Below are 15,432 nucleotides of genomic sequence, written 5' to 3' on the forward strand. Positions count from 1 at the left end.
CCCTTAAGGCGCGCGACATCGCGCTTCCGTCTCGACGCAATGTGGCTGAGCGTGTTGGCACGGATGACGCCCTCCCTAGCATTGTCAGTATCGAGGCAAGCGTGTGCACGGCGTACATGGGCATTGGGAAGGCGCCAAAATCCCAACTTAGAATCCAGGTAGAATGGAGTTCCGCATCGGGGTCGTTGTGCGAAAAGTCGTGGGAAGGCGAAGCCAAAATCAAAGGGCGAGATTTGCGCGATGATCCAACCGTTATGCTTGAGGCAATAGACGTATCGTTCAAGCGGTGGGCAGCGGGGCGAGCGAGCTCTCCGGACTGCTCAGGCTAGCGCCCCCCCTCCGCTACGCTCATTCTATGTCGAACAACCCCGCCAATTGTTCGACCATCGTGCCGCCCAATTGCTCGGCATCCATGATCGTGACCGCGCGGCTGTAATAGCGCGTTACGTCGTGGCCGATGCCGATCGCGCACAGCTCGACCGGCGATTTCTTTTCGATCCAATCGATCACCTGGCGCAGATGCTGGTCGAGATAGGCGCCATGATTGACCGACAGCGTGCTGTCGTCGACCGGCGCGCCGTCGCTGATCACCATCAGAATGCGGCGTTCTTCGGGCCGATTGACGATGCGGGCGTGCGCCCACATCAGCGCTTCGCCGTCGATATTCTCTTTCAGCAACCCCTCGCGCATCATCAGGCCGAGCGACTTGCGCGCGCGGCGATAGGGTTCGTCGGCGGGCTTGTAGATAATGTGCCGCAGGTCGTTGAGGCGGCCGGGGTGCGGTGGGCGTCCCGCGGCGAGCCAGTCCTCGCGGCTCTGCCCGCCCTTCCACGTCCGCGTCGTGAAGCCCAGAATCTCGGTCTTCACGCCGCAGCGTTCGAGCGTGCGGGCCAGAATATCGGCGCTGATCGCCGCAATGCTGATCGGCCGCCCGCGCATCGACCCGCTATTGTCGAGGAGCAGCGTGACGACGGTATCGCGAAAATCGGTATCGCGCTCGATCTTGTAGGACAGCGAATGGCCCGGCGACACGACGATGCGGGCAAGACGCGAGGCGTCGAGCTGGCCTTCCTCCTGATCGAAATCCCAGGCGCGGTTCTGCTGCGCCATCAGGCGGCGCTGCAACCGGTTGGCGAGCTTCGTCACCGCGCCCTGCAGATGCGTCATCTGCTGGTCGAGATAGGCGCGCAGCCGCGTCAATTCCTCTTCGTCGCACAATTCGGTGGCGGCGACGATCTCGTCATGCTTCTCGGTGAAGCGGACATAGTTGAAATCGGGAACGTCGGTGGGCAGGCGGTTGGGCCGCACGGGCAACATGCCCTCGTCGCCTTCGCCGCCCATCTCCGGCTCGCCGTCGGCTTCCATTTCCTGCGCGTCGGGATCGCTTTCGCCATCGTCGGCCTGATCGCCCGACATTTCGGCGCGCGCGTCGACCTGACTCTCGCCGGTGCCGCCGTCCTCGCTTTCCTGTTCTTCCTGGCTCTCTTCGGCTTCGGTCTGATCGTCCTCGCCGCCGTCCTCGGCGCCTTCCTCCAGCGGGTCGTCGGCCTGCATCAGGTCGAGGTGGCGCAGCGCCAGCCGCGCGGTTTCGGCAAAGGCGGCTTGATCGTCGATCAACATCGCGAGCGCGGTCAGGTCGGCGCCGGCGTCCTGGCTGATCCACTCGCGCACCAGCGACAGCCCGGTTTCGGTGCCCTGCGGCGCCTGTTCGCCGGTCAGCGCCTCGCGCAGCATCAGTTCGAGCGCGCTCGATATCGGGACTTCGCCGCGATCCTGCGCGCGGCTGATCGGGTCGCTGCGCATCCGCATGGCCAGGCTGGCGCGCAGATTGGCGCGCATACCCGCCATGCTGCGGGCGCCCAGCGCCTCGACCCGCGCGCGCTCCATCGCATCGAAGGCCGCGGCGGCGAGCGGTTCGACCGGTCGCGCTGCGGCATGCACCGTGTCGCTATGATGCTTCATGCGCAGCGCATAGCTGTCGGCAAAGCCGCGCGCCTCGGCCACCTGATCGGGCGGAAGGGTGCGCGACGGGGTCGGCACCTTGATCTGCTTGCCGATCTGTACCGGCGCGTCAGCGGTGAAACCCACCTCGACCTCGGCATCGCGCGTCACGGCGCGCGCTACACTCGACAGCGCGGTCTTGAAATCGTCGAGGGGAGACTGGCCGGACATCGAATCGGCTCTAACGGGCTTTCACCGACGAAGGAAGAGCATCGGCTCTAATCCGTGTCGCCATCGGGGAGACGGTTGCAAATCGTCTCGTCGAGCCGGCTCGGCACCTGTGGATCGGGGGCGAGGCGAAAGACATGGGCGAGATGCGTGGGCGTGCGTTCGGGCCGGCTGCGCTTGTCGCGGATCATGTCGACAAAATCCATACAGGCGAGCGCGCTGCGCAGGAAATCGCTGTGCCCCGTCGATCCGCGCGAAATGTCGGTGGTGTCGACGATCGTCAGGCCCGGAATGGCGGCGGCGTAGCAGCGTTCGGGCAGGCCCTTTGCGCGCAGATCGGCCGCCTCGAACGGATCGAAGCAATAGGGAGAGCCGAGCCGCGGATAGCCGTGCAGCGCGCGCGATGCGGCCAGCGCCTTGTCGCTGCGCGACACATAGGCGGTGATGCGTCGGTCGCGCGCGACCCGCGCGGTGGCGAGTACGTCGTTCGCAATGTCGCGCTCGAACGTCTCGCGGTCGAAATCGGGCGAGGCGAGGATGATGTTGGAAATGTTGCTGCTGTCCGCGCTCGGCGCCGTCCGGTCGACATAGGCGATTGCGGGTATCACCAACCGCGCGCCGAGCGAGTGCGAAACGACGACGATTTCCTTTACCCACGGACGCTCGGCCAGCGCCTTCAGGAACAGGCGGAAATTGCGCACGTCATGATACATGTTGGTTTCGTCGACGGCATAGCTCAGCAGCTTGCCCTGCGACGGCCAGCTATATTCGACGATCGGCCCGTCGAATCCCGTCATCCGCGCGATCTGCGCCGCATCCTTCGACGTCGTTTCGAACGTCTCGCGATAACCATGGACATAAAGGAGGACGCGGCCTTGGCGGCGATCGGTTTCGGCCTGCAGACCCGCCCACCAGTCGCCCGCCTCCTGAAACGCAAGCGGGGTCAGAAAGCGCGTCTTGCCGTCGACCTTTCTGTCGTGCGGCGCGGCGAAGCGGCCATAGCGGATGCGGTCGCCGCGATGGTTGGTCAGCCGGATGTCGGGCGTCCGGCAATCGGGAAGGCGGCTCGTGACGAAGAAGAGCGGCAACGCCGCGGTATCGACCTCCGCCCCGGCCTGCGCGGTGCAGCGTGCGTCGGCGACATAGGCCGAATGCGGAACCTTGCCATAATCGACCGCGGTCGCGCATCCTGCAAGCGGGAAGGCGAGAGCGAAAGCGAACAGGCGCTTGGGGAGGCGGGGCATGCGCGGGAATCGCCGGATCATGGCGGCGACGCTGGCAGAGCGCAGCGGGCTTTGGAAGCGCGAACTGCGGCTTCAGGCTGTATTGATGAATTAATACACGTTGTTATAGTGGCTCCGCTGCGCGCGGTTGGCCGTGCAGCGACAGGGAAGGAAAATCATGTTCGCACTTGCCGCGCTGATGCTCGCTGCAACCGCCGCGCCCGCGGCTCCCGCCTATGAGCCGAGCTTCGACCCGAGCCGGCTCAAGCAGACTGTCGCGGGCGAGCCGGGGCAGGCGCTCGTGCTCGGATCTCCGCACCTGTCTGGCTTTCCCAAGGATTTCGATGCCAAAGCCCTCGACCCGCTGCTGGCCAGGCTCGCCGCGTGGCAGCCGCAGATCGTCACCATCGAAGGGCTCTCGGGCCCCGATTGCGAGATGCTGCTGCGCTACAAGCCGATCTATCCCGGCGTGTATGACGATTATTGCTGGAGCCCCGAACCTGCGCGCGCGGCGACGGGGCTCGACGTTCCGGCAGCGACGGTCGAGGCGGAGCGGCTCCTCGCCGACTGGCCCGCCGAGCCCACCGCGGCGCAGCGCCGGCATCTCGCCGCGGTTTTGCTGGCCGGCGGCGAGCAGGCATCGGCGCTGGTCCAATGGCTGCGCTTGCCCGCGACCGAACGGCGCGCGGGCGACGGGCTCGATGCGGTGCTGGCCGAACGGCTGACGATGCTGACGACGCGTCGCAACGAAAATTTCCTGATCGGCGCGGCGCTCGCCGCGCGGCTGGGGCTCGAGCGTGTCTATTCGGTCGACGATCACAGCGCCGATGCGGCGACCAATCGCGTCTCGGGTGAAGCGGGTTATGGCGAAGCGATCCAGCGCGCTTGGGACAATCCGGTGACCGCGAAGCGCAGCGCTATCGACGCCGACCTCAGAAAGCGGCTCGACGGTGACGGCGTGCTCGCCCTCTATCGCGCCTACAACAGCCCGGAGGCGACGCGGATGGCGTTCGACAGCGATTTCGGTGCCGCGCTCGCCGAGCCGTCGCCGCAGCATTACGGCCGCTACTACACCGGCTGGTGGGAAACGCGGAACCTGCGCATGGTCGCCAATATCCGCGCCGCGATGGCGGCGCAGCCCGGTGCGCGTGCGCTCGTCATCGTCGGCGCGTCGCACAAGGGCTATTTCGAAGCCTATCTGCACATGATGCACGACATCCGGCTCGTCGATGCCGAGGCGGTGCTGCGCTGAACGGGAGGGGAAAGGCGCGCGCTCTCTCGCCTTATTTGCCGACGACGCCTTCGGGCAGGTCTTCGCCGAACACGCGCTGATAATATTCGGCGACGATCATCCGTTCGGCCTCGTCGCACTTGTTGAGGAACGACAGACGGAAGGCGAAGCCCAGGCTGTGGAAGATCGCCGCATTCTGGGCCCAGCTGATGACGGTGCGCGGCGACATGACAGTCGAGATATCGCCGTTGACGAAGCCCTGACGCGTCAGATCCGCAACCTTCACCATATTGGCGACGGTGGCATCGTCGGTACCCGGCACCTTCTTCAGGATGATCTCGCTCTCGGTCGCCGCGGGCAGATAGTTCAGCGTCACAACGATGTTCCAGCGGTCCATCTGGCCCTGGTTGATCTGCTGCGTGCCGTGATAGAGCCCGCTCGTGTCGCCCAGCCCGACGGTGTTCGCGGTGGCGAACAGGCGGAAGTGCGGGTTCGGGCGGATGACGCGGTTCTGATCGAGCAGCGTCAGCTTGCCTTCGGCTTCCAGCACGCGCTGGATCACGAACATTACGTCGGGCCGCCCCGCGTCATATTCGTCGAAGACGAGCGCGGTCGGCGTCTGCAACGCCCAAGGGAGCAGGCCTTCGCGGAATTCGGTCACCTGCTTGCCGTCGCGCAGCACGATCGCATCGCGCCCGACAAGGTCGAGGCGGCTGATATGCGCGTCGAGGTTGATACGGATGCACGGCCATTTCAGCCGCGCCGCCACCTGTTCGATATGCGTCGATTTGCCGGTGCCGTGATAGCCCTGCACCATGACGCGGCGGTTATATTTGAAGCCCGCGAGGATCGCGAGCGTGGTGTCGCCGTCGAAGACATAGGAGGGGTCGAGGTCGGGAACCCGCTCGTCGGATTCGCTGAACGCCGGCACCTTCATGTCGATGTCGACCCCGAACAGCTCGCGCGCATCGACCTCGGTATCGGGCGCTGCCAGCAGCGTCGAACCATGATGGTCGGGAAGGCTGTTCGGAATATCGGTCATGATCGCGTCCATCAGTTTCATGCTCGTCATGCTGAACTTGTTTCAGCATCCATTCGGCGCACCGTCTGAAATGGAGCGCTGAATGGACCCTGAACCAAGTTCAGGGTGACGGGGAAGAGGAGTCGGCGGGGTACCGCCGACCTTGGGAGCGCGGTATCGCGATGGGTTGCCCCATGCAACGCCTTATTCAGAACAGATCAAGCGCCTTCATCACCGCCGACTGGTCGTAATAGGGGCGCTCGCAGACGATCCGGTCGCTGCCGGGGGCGAATTCGAAACTCGCCGCCATGCGAATGCGAAACGCCTTGCCCGTCGGCTCGACGGTTCGTAGCCCCAGCTTCAGCGGGCCGAGGTGCGTGCCGGTCAGCCAGAATTCGACGAGCACCGTGTCGGTCGCTGCGTCGGCGGCGATCGCGATGATCTCGTTCGCCTGATCGGGAAAGGGTTCGCGCGACGCGGCGAAATAGGATCGCACTGCGGCCTCGCCGTCAAAGACGGTGCCGGGGCCGAGCAGTTCGTAACGTGGATGATCGAATGTCGCGATCACTCCGTCCCAGTCGTGGGTGATCTCCAGCGCCATATGGCGTTTCACCGTTTCGATCCGCGCCGCGTCGAGTTCGCTCATCCGTGCCTCTCCTATGCAAATGGCCTGGCCTTGCGCAGCAATTGATAGGCCGCGACGACTTCGCCCAGCCGCACCTCATGGCTGCGGTCGCCGCCGTTGCGGTCGGGGTGATATTTGCGCACCAGCTCGCTGTAGCGGCGGCGCAGCGCCGCGCGGTCGGCATCGGTGGCGAGCCCCATCAGCTGCAGCGCGCGATGCTCCTCGCGGGTGAAGCGCGGGTCGGCGGCTTCGCGCCGCGCCTCGTCCATGCGCTGGCGAAAGCGCGCGCCGAGAGCATCCATCGGATCCTTGAAATCGGCCCAGCGCGGCGGCAGGTCGGCGCTGCCGGCAGCGCGAAAGGTGCGGCTTTCGGTCTCCCAACCCGCGGTCGGCGACTGCGCGGCCATGATCTGGTCGGCGTTCATGCCCTCGAAATAATTATAGCCCGCGTTGAATTCGCGAACATGGTCGAGGCACAGCCAGCGATAGGGTGGCGGTCCGTCGGGCGAGCGGTGCGGCGAAGCGGGGGCGCGAAATTCGCCGGGCTCTTGGCAGCCGGGAACCGCGCAAGGGGCCTCACGCGGAACGCGGCCGTGGAATCGGGGGGAGCGGGGGCTTGTCATGCTGGGTATCTGCTCCCAACATGGAGGCATGACGCAAAAAGGTCCAGCCCAACGCGAAATGGAAACGCTGCTCGCCGCGGCTTTCCCCGACGCCGATTTCACCCTGAATAACGACAGCGCGGCGCATCACGGCCACGCCGGCGATGACGGCAGCGGCGAATCGCATTTCAGCCTGACGATCCGATGGGCGGGCTTCGCGGGCCAGACCCGCGTCGCGCGCCAGCGGGCAGTAAACAAGGCGCTCGGCGACATGCCGGGCAACCGCGTTCACGCGCTGGCGATCCGGGCGCTCGCGCCGGGCGAATGAGGCGCGGATGACCGAGCATCGCATCTATCGGATGAGCTTCGCGAAGGTTTACCCGCTGCTGGTCACCAAGGCCGAACGCAAGGGACGAACGAAGGCCGAGGTGGATCAGGTTATCGGTTGGCTCACCGGCTACTGCCAGCAGGAGCTCGAGGCTTTGCTCGCGGCCGGCACCGATTACGCCGGCTTTATCGCGGGCGCGCCGGCGATGAATGCGGCACGCACGCAGATTCGCGGCGTCATCTGCGGCGTGCGTATCGAAGAAATCGACGATCCGCTGATGCGCGAGATACGCTATCTCGACAAGCTGATCGACGAACTGGCGAAGGGCAAGGCGATGGACAAGATATTGCGGGCGCCCGCGCCATGACGATCGGCAAGGTCAACCTCGCCGCAGCCTTTGCGACCTTCCACGATCACTGGAACCCGCGTGTCGCCGGCGACATCAATGATTTTCAGGTCAGGCTGGTCAAATTCGAAGGCAAGTTCGACTGGCATCACCATGAAACGGAAGATGAATTGTTTCTGGTGGTGCAGGGCCGGATGAAGATGGGCCTGCGTAGCGGCGACGTGATCGTCGGGCCGGGCGAATTCATCATCGTGCCGCACGGAACCGAACATTGTCCCGAGGCGCTGGACGGCGAGTGCCATGTGCTGCTGCTCGAACCGGGATCGACGCGCAACACCGGCACGGTCGAAACCGACAAGACGCGCCACAGGCTGGAAAGGATCGGCTGATGTTCACCGTCATTACCCCCTCGACCCATGACATCGGGGCTTTCGATGTGCGGCGCACGCTGCCGAACAAGGAGCGGACGATGGTCGGCCCCTTCATCTTCGTCGATCAGTTCGGACCGGCGCATTTCGACATCGGGCAGGGGATGGACGTGCGCCCGCATCCGCACATCAACCTCGCCACCGTCACCTATTTGTTCGAAGGCGCGATCGACCATCGCGACAGTCTTGGTACGTGGGCGACGATCCGGCCGGGCGCGTGCAACCTGATGACCGCCGGGCGCGGCATCGTCCATTCGGAGCGCACGCCCGCGGCCGAACGCGCGACCGGATCGCCGATCTCGGGCATGCAGACGTGGCTGGCGCTGCCCGACGGCAAAGAAGAGATCGACCCGGCGTTCGAACATGTCGCCAAGGAAGATCTGCCGCTGATTGAGGACGGCAAGGTGTCGGCACGCGTGATCATGGGGACGCTATGGGGCGCGACATCGCCGATCACCCAGCACGCCGCGACCATCTATGCTGACATATTGATGGCGGCGGGAGCCAGCCTGCCGATTGAGGCGGAGGCCGATGAGCGGGCGGTGCTGGTCGCGATGGGCGACGCGACCCTCGATGGCGAAGCGCTCGACCGTTACAGCCTCTATATATTGAAGCCGGGGCAGGCGATGACGCTGCGCGCCGCCACCGACGCGCGCGTGATGCTGCTCGGCGGCGAAGCCTTCCGCACCCCGCGGCACCTGTGGTGGAATTTCGTCAGCTCTTCGCGCGACCGGATCAATCAGGCGAAGCACGACTGGAAGGACGGCAATTTCCCGCTGGTCGCGGGCGACAGCGAAGAATTCATCCCGCTGCCCGACGCGCCCAAGACGCCGGGCTATCCGTGATCGATTGCGAGCTTGCAGGGCCTACCTTTCGCGGGTCGCGCCGAACGACTTTCTTCACCGTCATCTCGGACTTGATCTGGGATCCATTCACGCAGCGTCGGAACAATGGATCCCGGATCAAGTCCGGGATGACGAAAGGCGAATAGGCTCGCCTACCACACTCCGTTCACCCTTCTACAAGCTCAGGGTGAGCGGGTGGGGAAGTGGCAATGTCCGCATTCGATCCCAAAGCCGCCGTCAGCGCAGCCGTTCCAATATCCTTGCAAACAGCCAGTCCGCGTCGCCGCCCGCGAAGCTGTGCGACGCGCTGTCGAGACGCTTGACCGGGATGTTTGCGGGCCGGCAATGCGCGATGAATGCCTGCGCGGTGCGGTCGCCGGTCGCGAGCAGGATCGTCGCGGGGCAAGCCAGCGCGGTCATCGCCGCGTCGAGGCGCGCGGCGAGGCTGTCGGGTGCGGCGGCTTGCGGCGTCCGTTTCATCGCCGACAGGCCGCGGACCAGTTTGCCGATATCGATCTCGCCCTTCAGCAGGCGCAGCAGGCTTTTCGGATCCTTGATCCGCGCCAGATAGCGTGCGCGGATCGCCGAGGCTGGCGGCAGCGCCGGCTGTTCGCCTGCATCCGATTCCGCATCATCATAAGTCCACGGATTGGCGAGGATCAGACCGTCGAGTGGGAGCGGCTGGTGCAGCAGCAGCGCGCTCGCGGCATCGCAATTGCCGAAGGCAATGATGCGGGTGACGTGCGGCGCGGCCGTGCGAAACGCGGCGATCGCGGCGGCGATGTCGGGGCCGCTGTGCATATAGCCGCCATTCTCGCCTTCGCTGTCGCCGATCCCGCGGCGATCGAAGCGAAAGGCCGGGTGACCCGCCGCCGCGATCCGCTGTGCCAGCATCGCCATGCCGCGATGCGCGCCGCTGCGAATCTCGTTGCCGCCCGACACGATCAGCAGCCCGGTCGTGCCCGGCGCATCGTCGAAGCTTGCGGCCAGCGCCGCGCCTTCGCAGAGGAAGGTCAGCTGATGCCGCATGTCCGGCTCCATGCGGCGATGTCGGCCGCCATCGCGTCAGCCATGGCGGCGTCTTCGCCCGGTTCGGCGCGCAGCCACAGCGGCGTGCCGGCAATCGCTTCGTCGCCGCTGCCCAGCGCCACAGTGCGCAGCGGCGTGACCGCCTGCGGCTCGCTTGTCGCGAGGGACGCGACCATCGCCGGCGACAAGCAATTGCCGGCGAGCAGCAAGGGCTCGCTTTTCGCCTGTTCCTGAAGGCTGTCGAGCGAAGATGTCACGCCCGCCTCGCGATCGGCGCTGACGCGCGCACGCAGCAGGGTGCGGAGCAGCGAGCTGCCGCCGACGGGCGCCAGCCGCCACCATGCGGCGGCCGCGGCCTGATGGTCGATCAGCGCGCCGCCGCGCAGCGCGACGATAATGATCGGCCCCTCTATTTCACCGGCCGTCTCGGCAAAGGCGCTCTGCCACCGGTTCAAATCGACATCGGCGAGCGCGACGGGGCTTTCATTCTGGCCCGGCAGGTCGGGAAGCACGGCGGCGAAACCTTGCGCCGCCAAGGCGCGCATCGCGCGTACGATAGTGCGGCGGCTGCGGTTCGCTTCCTCGAACAAGGGGGCCGCGACCAGGATCGTCGCGCGGGGCGTGCCGACGGGCGCGATGCGAAGCCTATGCTCGTCCATTCGCCCCTCGCATGTCGGTCAGCCCTGAACCTTGCGTTCGGCGAAGCGCAGCAGATTGCCATAGGTTTCGAAGATTTCGCCGTCGACGTCGTCATCGTCGATCAGGATGCCGAGACGGTCCTCCATCTCGGTCAGCACGGTTGCGACGGCCATGGAATCGAATTCGGGCAGTTCGCCGAACAGGCCGCTGTCTTCGGTCAGCGCTGCCGCGCGTTCGGCGCCAAGGCCGAGGACGTCGGCGAGCAGGGCGCGAAGGGTGGCGTCGACTTTATGGACTTCGGTCATGGGTCTTTCCTGAGCAGCGAACGGGCAAAGGCCTTCAATGCCGGTCCCCATGCCGCGATGCGCCCGCGATTGAAAGCCTCCAATCGCCACAAGGGCTCGTGCCGGTTCATCCAGTCGCGCTTGTAGGCGTCGTTGCCCGTCCCGAAATCGATACGGCGCACGCCATCGACCGCGATGACATGGCGAAACAGAGCCGCCGAAAGCAGGGTGCCGGGCGATGCCTTCAGACTGTCCTCGACATGCGCGAGCTTGTGGATGAAGGCGGTGCCGTCCTCCACCGTCCAATATTGCGCCGCCACCGCTTCGCCGTCGATCCGCGCCAGCCCCATGCGAAAGGTGCCGCGCGCGCTTTCTTCTTCGGCAAAGGCGCGGAGCAGAGCGGGGTTGCCCTCTTCGGGCTTCCAGCTCGCGGCGTAGATATGCTCATAGGCCGCCCAGGCATCGGCGTCGAATGCGGTCAGAATCTCGATCGCGACAATATTCTTTTTCGCCTTGCGCTGGACCGTGCTGCGCAGCGCGCCGGGGCGGGTGGCCCACCAGCCGTCATGATCGAGCCCCGTCAGGTCGAGCCAGTGGCGATCGCCCGCCGGCACCGCGCGCACCCACCATCCGGCGGCGCGCATCGCGGTTGCGATGCTGTCCTTTTCGGCATCGGGCACGGGATAGATCGTCAGGCGTGCGGCCTCGGCGCGGGCGCGTGCGAACAGGTCGCGCAGCGCCGCCATATGGTCGCCCTGGCCGGTATAAAGCGGGCGGATCGCAAAGCTGTACCAGTTGGCAAGCCCGGAAACCGCGCCCGATTTTTCACGCCGAAGCGGTAGCCACGCCGCGGTTTCGCCTGCGGAGCCCACCGCATCGATTCGGCCTTCTCCGGCAAATCCGTGCGCGGCGAGCAGGTCGAACCATTGGGGACGGTCGAACGGCGAAGCATGGCCCATGCCGCGTGCTGCGGCGGGCAGCTTGGCATCATTAGCGTGATGTTCACCGTTCCCATCCATGGTGCGGCGCTCTATCACCACTGTCCTAACAGCCGATGACCAAAGCCGAAAACCCGCCCTCATACCCCCTCGACCATCTCGCGCTGCGCGGCGCGGCCGATGCGCCTGCGCTGCTCATCGGCGACGCGCCGATGTCGTTTGCCGATCTCGATGCGGGTGTCGGCCGGCTGGCGGCATGGCTGCGCGCCGCGGGCGCCCGGCCCGGCGACCGGGTGGCGAGCTGGAGCGCGAAGACGCGCGCCGCCTGCCTGATGCCGCTCGCCGCGGCGCGCGCCGGGCTGATCCATGTGCCGGTCAATCCGCTGCTGAAGGCGCCGCAGGTCGCGCATATTCTGGTCGACAGCGGCGCAGCGCTGTTGCTTACCAATCGCGCGCGGGCCGACATGCTGGGCGACGGCCTTCCCGGCGGCTGTGCGCTGCGCGATCTGACTGCGGTCGAGGCGGCGATCGACGGCCATCCGGAGCGCTTGCCCCCTTCGGCGGGCGATCCCGGCGATCTGGTCGCCATTCTCTATACCAGCGGATCGACCGGGCGGCCCAAGGGCGTGATGCTCAGCCACGCCAATCTGTGGCTTGGTGCCGAGAGTGTCGCGACCTATCTGGCGCTTGGCGCCGATGATCGCGTGCTGGCGGTGCTGCCTTTCAGCTTCGATTATGGCCAGAACCAGCTTCTTTCGGCCTGGTATGCAGGTGCGGCGGTGGCGCCGCTCGATTATCTGGCGCCGCGCGATGTGGTGAAGGCGGTGGCGCGGCACGGCGCGACGACGCTTGCCGGGGTGCCTCCCTTATGGGTGCAACTGGTCGAGGTCGATTGGCCGGTGGATGTCGCCGCATCGCTGCGCCGCCTGACCAACAGCGGCGGCGCACTGACGCCGTCGCTGATCGACGCGATGCGCGCGACTTTTGTCGAGGCCGACATTTATCCGATGTACGGCCTGACCGAAGCGTTCCGGTCGACCTGGCTCGACCCGGCGCTCGTCGCCGCGCATCCAACCTCGATGGGCCGTGCGATTCCGCACGCCGAAATCCTCGTCTGCCGACCCGATGGCAGCATCACCGCCGATGGCGAAGCGGGCGAGCTCGTCCATTGCGGGCCGCTCGTCGCGCAGGGCTATTGGCGCGACGCCGAACGCACCGCCGAGCGTTTCCGCGCGGCGCCTGCCGCATCGGCGTGGGGCGGCATCGCCGTGTGGTCGGGCGACACGGTGCGCCGCGATGGTGACGGCCTGCTCTATTTCGTCGGCCGCGACGATGCGATGATCAAGACCGCGGGCAACCGCGTCAGCCCGACCGAGGTCGAGGATGCCGCCGTTGCCACCGGCATGGTCTATGAAGCCGTCGCCTTCGGCGTGCCCGACGCGCGGCTGGGCGCTGCGATCCAGTTGATCGTGCGCGGCAAGGCCGATGCGGACCGCGAGGCGTTCGCCGCCGAACTGCGCCGGACGCTCCCCAACTTCATGCAGCCCAAGGCAGTCGAGTGGCGCGAGGCGTTGCCGCGCAATCCCAATGGCAAGCTCGACCGCGTCGCGATCGCGGCCGAATGGGGTGCAGGGGTGGCGGCATGAAGCCGCACGGCCCGATCCCGCCCGGCTTTGCTGCCGACGCCGACGGCATGCTGCGCATAGGGGGCCGGCGTGCCGATGCCCTCGCCGAGGCGGCGGGCGACACGCCGCTCTTTGTCTATGACCGCGCGATGCTGACCGCGCGCGCCGCCGAATGGCGCGCCGCAATGCCCCGTGAGGTGCAGCTCCATTATGCGATGAAGGCCAATCCCTTCGCGCCGCTACTCGCGCATATGGCGACCATCGTCGACGGGTTCGACGTGGCATCCGGCGGGGAATTGGCGTTGGCGCTGGCGAGCGGCATGGTGGCCGAACACATCAGCTTCGCTGGCCCCGGCAAGCGCGACCGCGAACTGGAAGCGGCGATTGTAGCGGGCGCGACGCTCAATCTCGAATCGGCGGGGGAGGGGGCACGGGCGCTGGCCATTGCCGACCGTATCGGGACGCGGCCCCGGCTCGCAGTGCGCGTCAATCCCGATTTCGACCTCAAGGGATCGGGCATGAAAATGGGCGGCGGCGCCAAGCCGTTCGGGGTCGATGCCGACGCGGTGCCGGCGCTGGTCCGCACGCTGATCGATGCCGGCGCCGATTGGCGCGGCTTTCATATTTTCGCAGGATCGCAGGCACTTGATGCCGATGCGATCGCCGATACGCAGGCGCAGACGGTCGCGCTCGCGGCGCGGCTTGCAGAGGCGGTCGGCGCCACGCCGCCGCTCGTCAACCTGGGCGGCGGCATGGGGGTTCCCTATTTCCCCGGCGACCGCGCGGTCGACGCTGCGACGGTCGGGGCGCGGCTCGCCGAAACGCTCGGCGCGCGAGGCGCCGCGCTGGCAGAGAGCGGCTTTGCGATGGAACTCGGCCGCTGGCTCGTCGCCGAGGCCGGGGTCTATCTCATGCGCGTCGTCGACCGGAAAGTCAGCCACGGCGAAACTTTCCTCGTCACCGACGGAGGACTGCATCACCAGCTCGCCGCGAGCGGCAATTTCGGGACGGTGATCCGGCGCAACTATCCGATCGCGGTTGCCGGCCGGTTCGGCCGCGAGGCCGTCGAAACCGTGTCAGTCGTCGGCTGTCTGTGCACCCCGCTCGACCGGCTGGGCGATCAGGTTGGCTTGCCGCGCGCCGATGTCGGCGATCTGATCGCGCTGTTCCAGGCGGGCGCCTATGGCGCCTCGGCGAGCCCCGCTGCATTCCTCGGACAGGGGCCGGCGCTCGAGATGCTCGTCTGAACCTTACCGAACGCGGTTAAATTTTGTGCCGAAGCGGCACAATGTGCGACAAGCGCGGACACAACTTATCCCAATACTAACGGTATGTTCACCCTTTTCCAGCATGGCTGACCCTGACGCATTGGCTGTTGCTGCGGGGATTGGCGCCGCGGCGGCACCCGTCCGCTCGAAAGGTGAATTGAACATGACGTCCTTCCCCTCGCTTCGCGCCGCCCGCGCCGCGCTGATTTCCGGCATCGCCGCGACCGCGCTGACCGGGTGCATGGGGGCCGGCACCACCGCGCCGCAGCTTCCCAGCGCCAATTTCGTCGCGAACCAGGAAGGGCCCGGCGAGGAATATATCATCGGGCCGCTCGACGAGCTGCAGATCTTCGTGTGGCGCAACCCCGAACTCGGCGGCAAGGTGCAGGTGCGTCCCGATGGCCGGATCACCACGCCGCTGATCACCGACATGCCCGCGGTCGGCAAGACGCCGACGATGCTCCAGCAGGACATCAAGCTCGCGCTCAGCCAATATATCACCGACCCCATCGTCAGCGTGATCGTCACCAGCTTCAACAGCACCTTCTCGCAGCAGGTGCGCGTCGTCGGCGCCACCGAAAAGCCGGCGTCGATTCCGTATCGCGCGAACATGACCGTGCTCGACGCGATGATCGCGGTCGGCGGTCTCGGCGACTATGCCGCTGGCAACAAGGCGCGACTCGTCCGCTTCGACAAGGGCAGCGGCAAGCAGCATGAATATGGGCTTCGCCTCAACGACCTGATCAAGCGCGGCGACATCAAGGCGAACGTCAAGCTTCAGCCGGGCGACGTCATCATCATCCCCGAAAGCATGTTCTGACGGCGTTTGCG

General features: G+C 66.3%; 17 protein-coding genes. 8 read left to right on the top strand and 9 right to left on the bottom strand.

Annotated elements, in window-relative coordinates; genetic code table 11:
- Positions 1-348 precede the first annotated feature (348 nt).
- Complete coding sequence (gene cobT, locus AOA14_RS11875; RefSeq protein WP_062901967.1) at positions 349-2,172, bottom strand: cobaltochelatase subunit CobT; 1,824 nt, start codon at positions 2,170-2,172, stop codon at positions 349-351.
- A gap of 47 nt (positions 2,173-2,219) precedes the next feature.
- Complete coding sequence (locus AOA14_RS11880; RefSeq protein WP_062901968.1) at positions 2,220-3,413, bottom strand: alpha/beta hydrolase; 1,194 nt, start codon at positions 3,411-3,413, stop codon at positions 2,220-2,222.
- 154 nt (positions 3,414-3,567) lie between these two features.
- On the opposite strand from AOA14_RS11880, the gene AOA14_RS11885 reads away from it, so the two are divergent.
- Positions 3,568-4,644 (top strand): DUF5694 domain-containing protein, encoded by a 1,077-nt coding sequence (locus AOA14_RS11885; RefSeq protein ID WP_082820059.1) that lies wholly within the window; start codon positions 3,568-3,570, stop codon positions 4,642-4,644.
- Between the two features lie 31 nt (positions 4,645-4,675).
- Here the strand turns inward: AOA14_RS11885 and cobS are convergent, their stop codons facing one another.
- The 3 genes from cobS to AOA14_RS11900 all read right to left on the bottom strand — a co-directional run bounded on the left by cobS (position 4,676) and on the right by AOA14_RS11900 (position 6,892).
- On the bottom strand, positions 4,676-5,665 hold the full coding sequence (gene cobS / locus AOA14_RS11890; RefSeq protein WP_003049013.1) for a cobaltochelatase subunit CobS: 990 nt from the start codon (positions 5,663-5,665) through the stop codon (positions 4,676-4,678).
- A gap of 187 nt (positions 5,666-5,852) precedes the next feature.
- On the bottom strand, positions 5,853-6,290 hold the full coding sequence (locus AOA14_RS11895; RefSeq protein ID WP_003049016.1) for a nuclear transport factor 2 family protein: 438 nt from the start codon (positions 6,288-6,290) through the stop codon (positions 5,853-5,855).
- Positions 6,291-6,301: 11 nt separating this feature from the next.
- On the bottom strand, positions 6,302-6,892 hold the full coding sequence (locus tag AOA14_RS11900) for a DnaJ domain-containing protein (protein WP_003049017.1): 591 nt from the start codon (positions 6,890-6,892) through the stop codon (positions 6,302-6,304).
- Between the two features lie 28 nt (positions 6,893-6,920).
- Here AOA14_RS11900 and AOA14_RS11905 point away from each other — a divergent pair, with 28 nt between their 5' ends.
- Genes AOA14_RS11905 through AOA14_RS11920 form a run of 4 tightly spaced genes read left to right on the top strand, consistent with a single transcriptional unit; the run spans position 6,921 to position 8,818 of the window.
- Entirely contained in the window at positions 6,921-7,199 is a 279-nt protein-coding gene (locus AOA14_RS11905) for a BolA family protein (RefSeq protein WP_440512188.1), read from the top strand.
- Between the two features lie 7 nt (positions 7,200-7,206).
- On the top strand, positions 7,207-7,566 hold the full coding sequence (locus AOA14_RS11910) for a DUF2200 domain-containing protein (RefSeq protein WP_062901971.1): 360 nt from the start codon (positions 7,207-7,209) through the stop codon (positions 7,564-7,566).
- Positions 7,563-7,934 carry a cupin domain-containing protein gene (locus AOA14_RS11915; RefSeq protein ID WP_202988253.1) on the top strand — a complete coding sequence of 124 codons (372 nt, stop codon included), beginning with the start codon at positions 7,563-7,565 and terminating at the stop codon, positions 7,932-7,934. Before AOA14_RS11910 ends, AOA14_RS11915 begins: the two co-directional genes overlap by 4 nt.
- Positions 7,934-8,818 (top strand): pirin family protein, encoded by an 885-nt coding sequence (locus AOA14_RS11920; protein WP_058812839.1) that lies wholly within the window; start codon positions 7,934-7,936, stop codon positions 8,816-8,818. The genes AOA14_RS11915 and AOA14_RS11920 overlap by 1 nt, the downstream gene beginning before the upstream one ends.
- A 237-nt stretch (positions 8,819-9,055) precedes the next feature.
- Here the strand turns inward: AOA14_RS11920 and AOA14_RS11925 are convergent, their stop codons facing one another.
- Genes AOA14_RS11925 through AOA14_RS11940 form a run of 4 tightly spaced genes read right to left on the bottom strand, consistent with a single transcriptional unit; the run spans position 9,056 to position 11,789 of the window.
- The gene (locus AOA14_RS11925) at positions 9,056-9,847 is read right to left on the bottom strand and encodes a hydrolase 1, exosortase A system-associated (protein ID WP_062901972.1); all 792 of its coding nucleotides are present in this window, start codon (positions 9,845-9,847) and stop codon (positions 9,056-9,058) included.
- Entirely contained in the window at positions 9,832-10,506 is a 675-nt protein-coding gene (locus AOA14_RS11930) for an alpha/beta hydrolase family protein (protein WP_062901973.1), read from the bottom strand. Before AOA14_RS11930 ends, AOA14_RS11925 begins: the two co-directional genes overlap by 16 nt.
- Positions 10,507-10,524: 18 nt before the next feature.
- On the bottom strand, positions 10,525-10,791 hold the full coding sequence (locus AOA14_RS11935) for an acyl carrier protein (RefSeq protein ID WP_062901974.1): 267 nt from the start codon (positions 10,789-10,791) through the stop codon (positions 10,525-10,527).
- Entirely contained in the window at positions 10,788-11,789 is a 1,002-nt protein-coding gene (locus AOA14_RS11940; protein ID WP_062901975.1) for a GNAT family N-acetyltransferase, read from the bottom strand. The genes AOA14_RS11935 and AOA14_RS11940 overlap by 4 nt, the downstream gene beginning before the upstream one ends.
- A 35-nt stretch (positions 11,790-11,824) precedes the next feature.
- Between AOA14_RS11940 and AOA14_RS11945 the strand changes: the two genes are divergently transcribed.
- The 3 genes from AOA14_RS11945 to AOA14_RS11955 all read left to right on the top strand — a co-directional run bounded on the left by AOA14_RS11945 (position 11,825) and on the right by AOA14_RS11955 (position 15,421).
- Positions 11,825-13,354 carry an acyl-CoA ligase (AMP-forming), exosortase A system-associated gene (locus AOA14_RS11945; protein WP_062901976.1) on the top strand — a complete coding sequence of 510 codons (1,530 nt, stop codon included), beginning with the start codon at positions 11,825-11,827 and terminating at the stop codon, positions 13,352-13,354.
- The gene (locus AOA14_RS11950) at positions 13,351-14,580 is read left to right on the top strand and encodes a pyridoxal-dependent decarboxylase, exosortase A system-associated (protein ID WP_062901977.1); all 1,230 of its coding nucleotides are present in this window, start codon (positions 13,351-13,353) and stop codon (positions 14,578-14,580) included. Before AOA14_RS11945 ends, AOA14_RS11950 begins: the two co-directional genes overlap by 4 nt.
- Before the next feature lie 184 nt (positions 14,581-14,764).
- Positions 14,765-15,421 carry an XrtA/PEP-CTERM system exopolysaccharide export protein gene (locus tag AOA14_RS11955; protein WP_058812850.1) on the top strand — a complete coding sequence of 219 codons (657 nt, stop codon included), beginning with the start codon at positions 14,765-14,767 and terminating at the stop codon, positions 15,419-15,421.
- The last annotated feature ends 11 nt before the right edge of the window (positions 15,422-15,432 follow it).

Source organism: Sphingopyxis terrae subsp. terrae NBRC 15098, assembly GCF_001610975.1.
Classification (GTDB): domain Bacteria; phylum Pseudomonadota; class Alphaproteobacteria; order Sphingomonadales; family Sphingomonadaceae; genus Sphingopyxis; species Sphingopyxis terrae_A.

Excerpts from the sequence above, each read along its gene's own strand:
- cobT (WP_062901967.1), bottom strand. The coding sequence starts at position 2,172 with ATGTCCGGCCAGTCTCCCCTCGACGATTTCAAGACCGCGCTGTCGAGT.
- AOA14_RS11880 (WP_062901968.1), bottom strand. The coding sequence starts at position 3,413 with ATGCCCCGCCTCCCCAAGCGCCTGTTCGCTTTCGCTCTCGCCTTCCCG.
- cobS (WP_003049013.1), bottom strand. The coding sequence starts at position 5,665 with ATGACCGATATTCCGAACAGCCTTCCCGACCATCATGGTTCGACGCTG.
- AOA14_RS11895 (WP_003049016.1), bottom strand. The coding sequence starts at position 6,290 with ATGAGCGAACTCGACGCGGCGCGGATCGAAACGGTGAAACGCCATATG.
- AOA14_RS11900 (WP_003049017.1), bottom strand. The coding sequence starts at position 6,892 with ATGACAAGCCCCCGCTCCCCCCGATTCCACGGCCGCGTTCCGCGTGAG.
- AOA14_RS11905 (WP_440512188.1), top strand. The coding sequence starts at position 6,921 with ATGACGCAAAAAGGTCCAGCCCAACGCGAAATGGAAACGCTGCTCGCC.
- AOA14_RS11910 (WP_062901971.1), top strand. The coding sequence starts at position 7,207 with ATGACCGAGCATCGCATCTATCGGATGAGCTTCGCGAAGGTTTACCCG.
- AOA14_RS11915 (WP_202988253.1), top strand. The coding sequence starts at position 7,563 with ATGACGATCGGCAAGGTCAACCTCGCCGCAGCCTTTGCGACCTTCCAC.
- AOA14_RS11920 (WP_058812839.1), top strand. The coding sequence starts at position 7,934 with ATGTTCACCGTCATTACCCCCTCGACCCATGACATCGGGGCTTTCGAT.
- AOA14_RS11925 (WP_062901972.1), bottom strand. The coding sequence starts at position 9,847 with ATGCGGCATCAGCTGACCTTCCTCTGCGAAGGCGCGGCGCTGGCCGCA.
- AOA14_RS11930 (WP_062901973.1), bottom strand. The coding sequence starts at position 10,506 with ATGGACGAGCATAGGCTTCGCATCGCGCCCGTCGGCACGCCCCGCGCG.
- AOA14_RS11935 (WP_062901974.1), bottom strand. The coding sequence starts at position 10,791 with ATGACCGAAGTCCATAAAGTCGACGCCACCCTTCGCGCCCTGCTCGCC.
- AOA14_RS11940 (WP_062901975.1), bottom strand. The coding sequence starts at position 11,789 with ATGGATGGGAACGGTGAACATCACGCTAATGATGCCAAGCTGCCCGCC.
- AOA14_RS11945 (WP_062901976.1), top strand. The coding sequence starts at position 11,825 with ATGACCAAAGCCGAAAACCCGCCCTCATACCCCCTCGACCATCTCGCG.
- AOA14_RS11950 (WP_062901977.1), top strand. The coding sequence starts at position 13,351 with ATGAAGCCGCACGGCCCGATCCCGCCCGGCTTTGCTGCCGACGCCGAC.
- AOA14_RS11955 (WP_058812850.1), top strand. The coding sequence starts at position 14,765 with ATGACGTCCTTCCCCTCGCTTCGCGCCGCCCGCGCCGCGCTGATTTCC.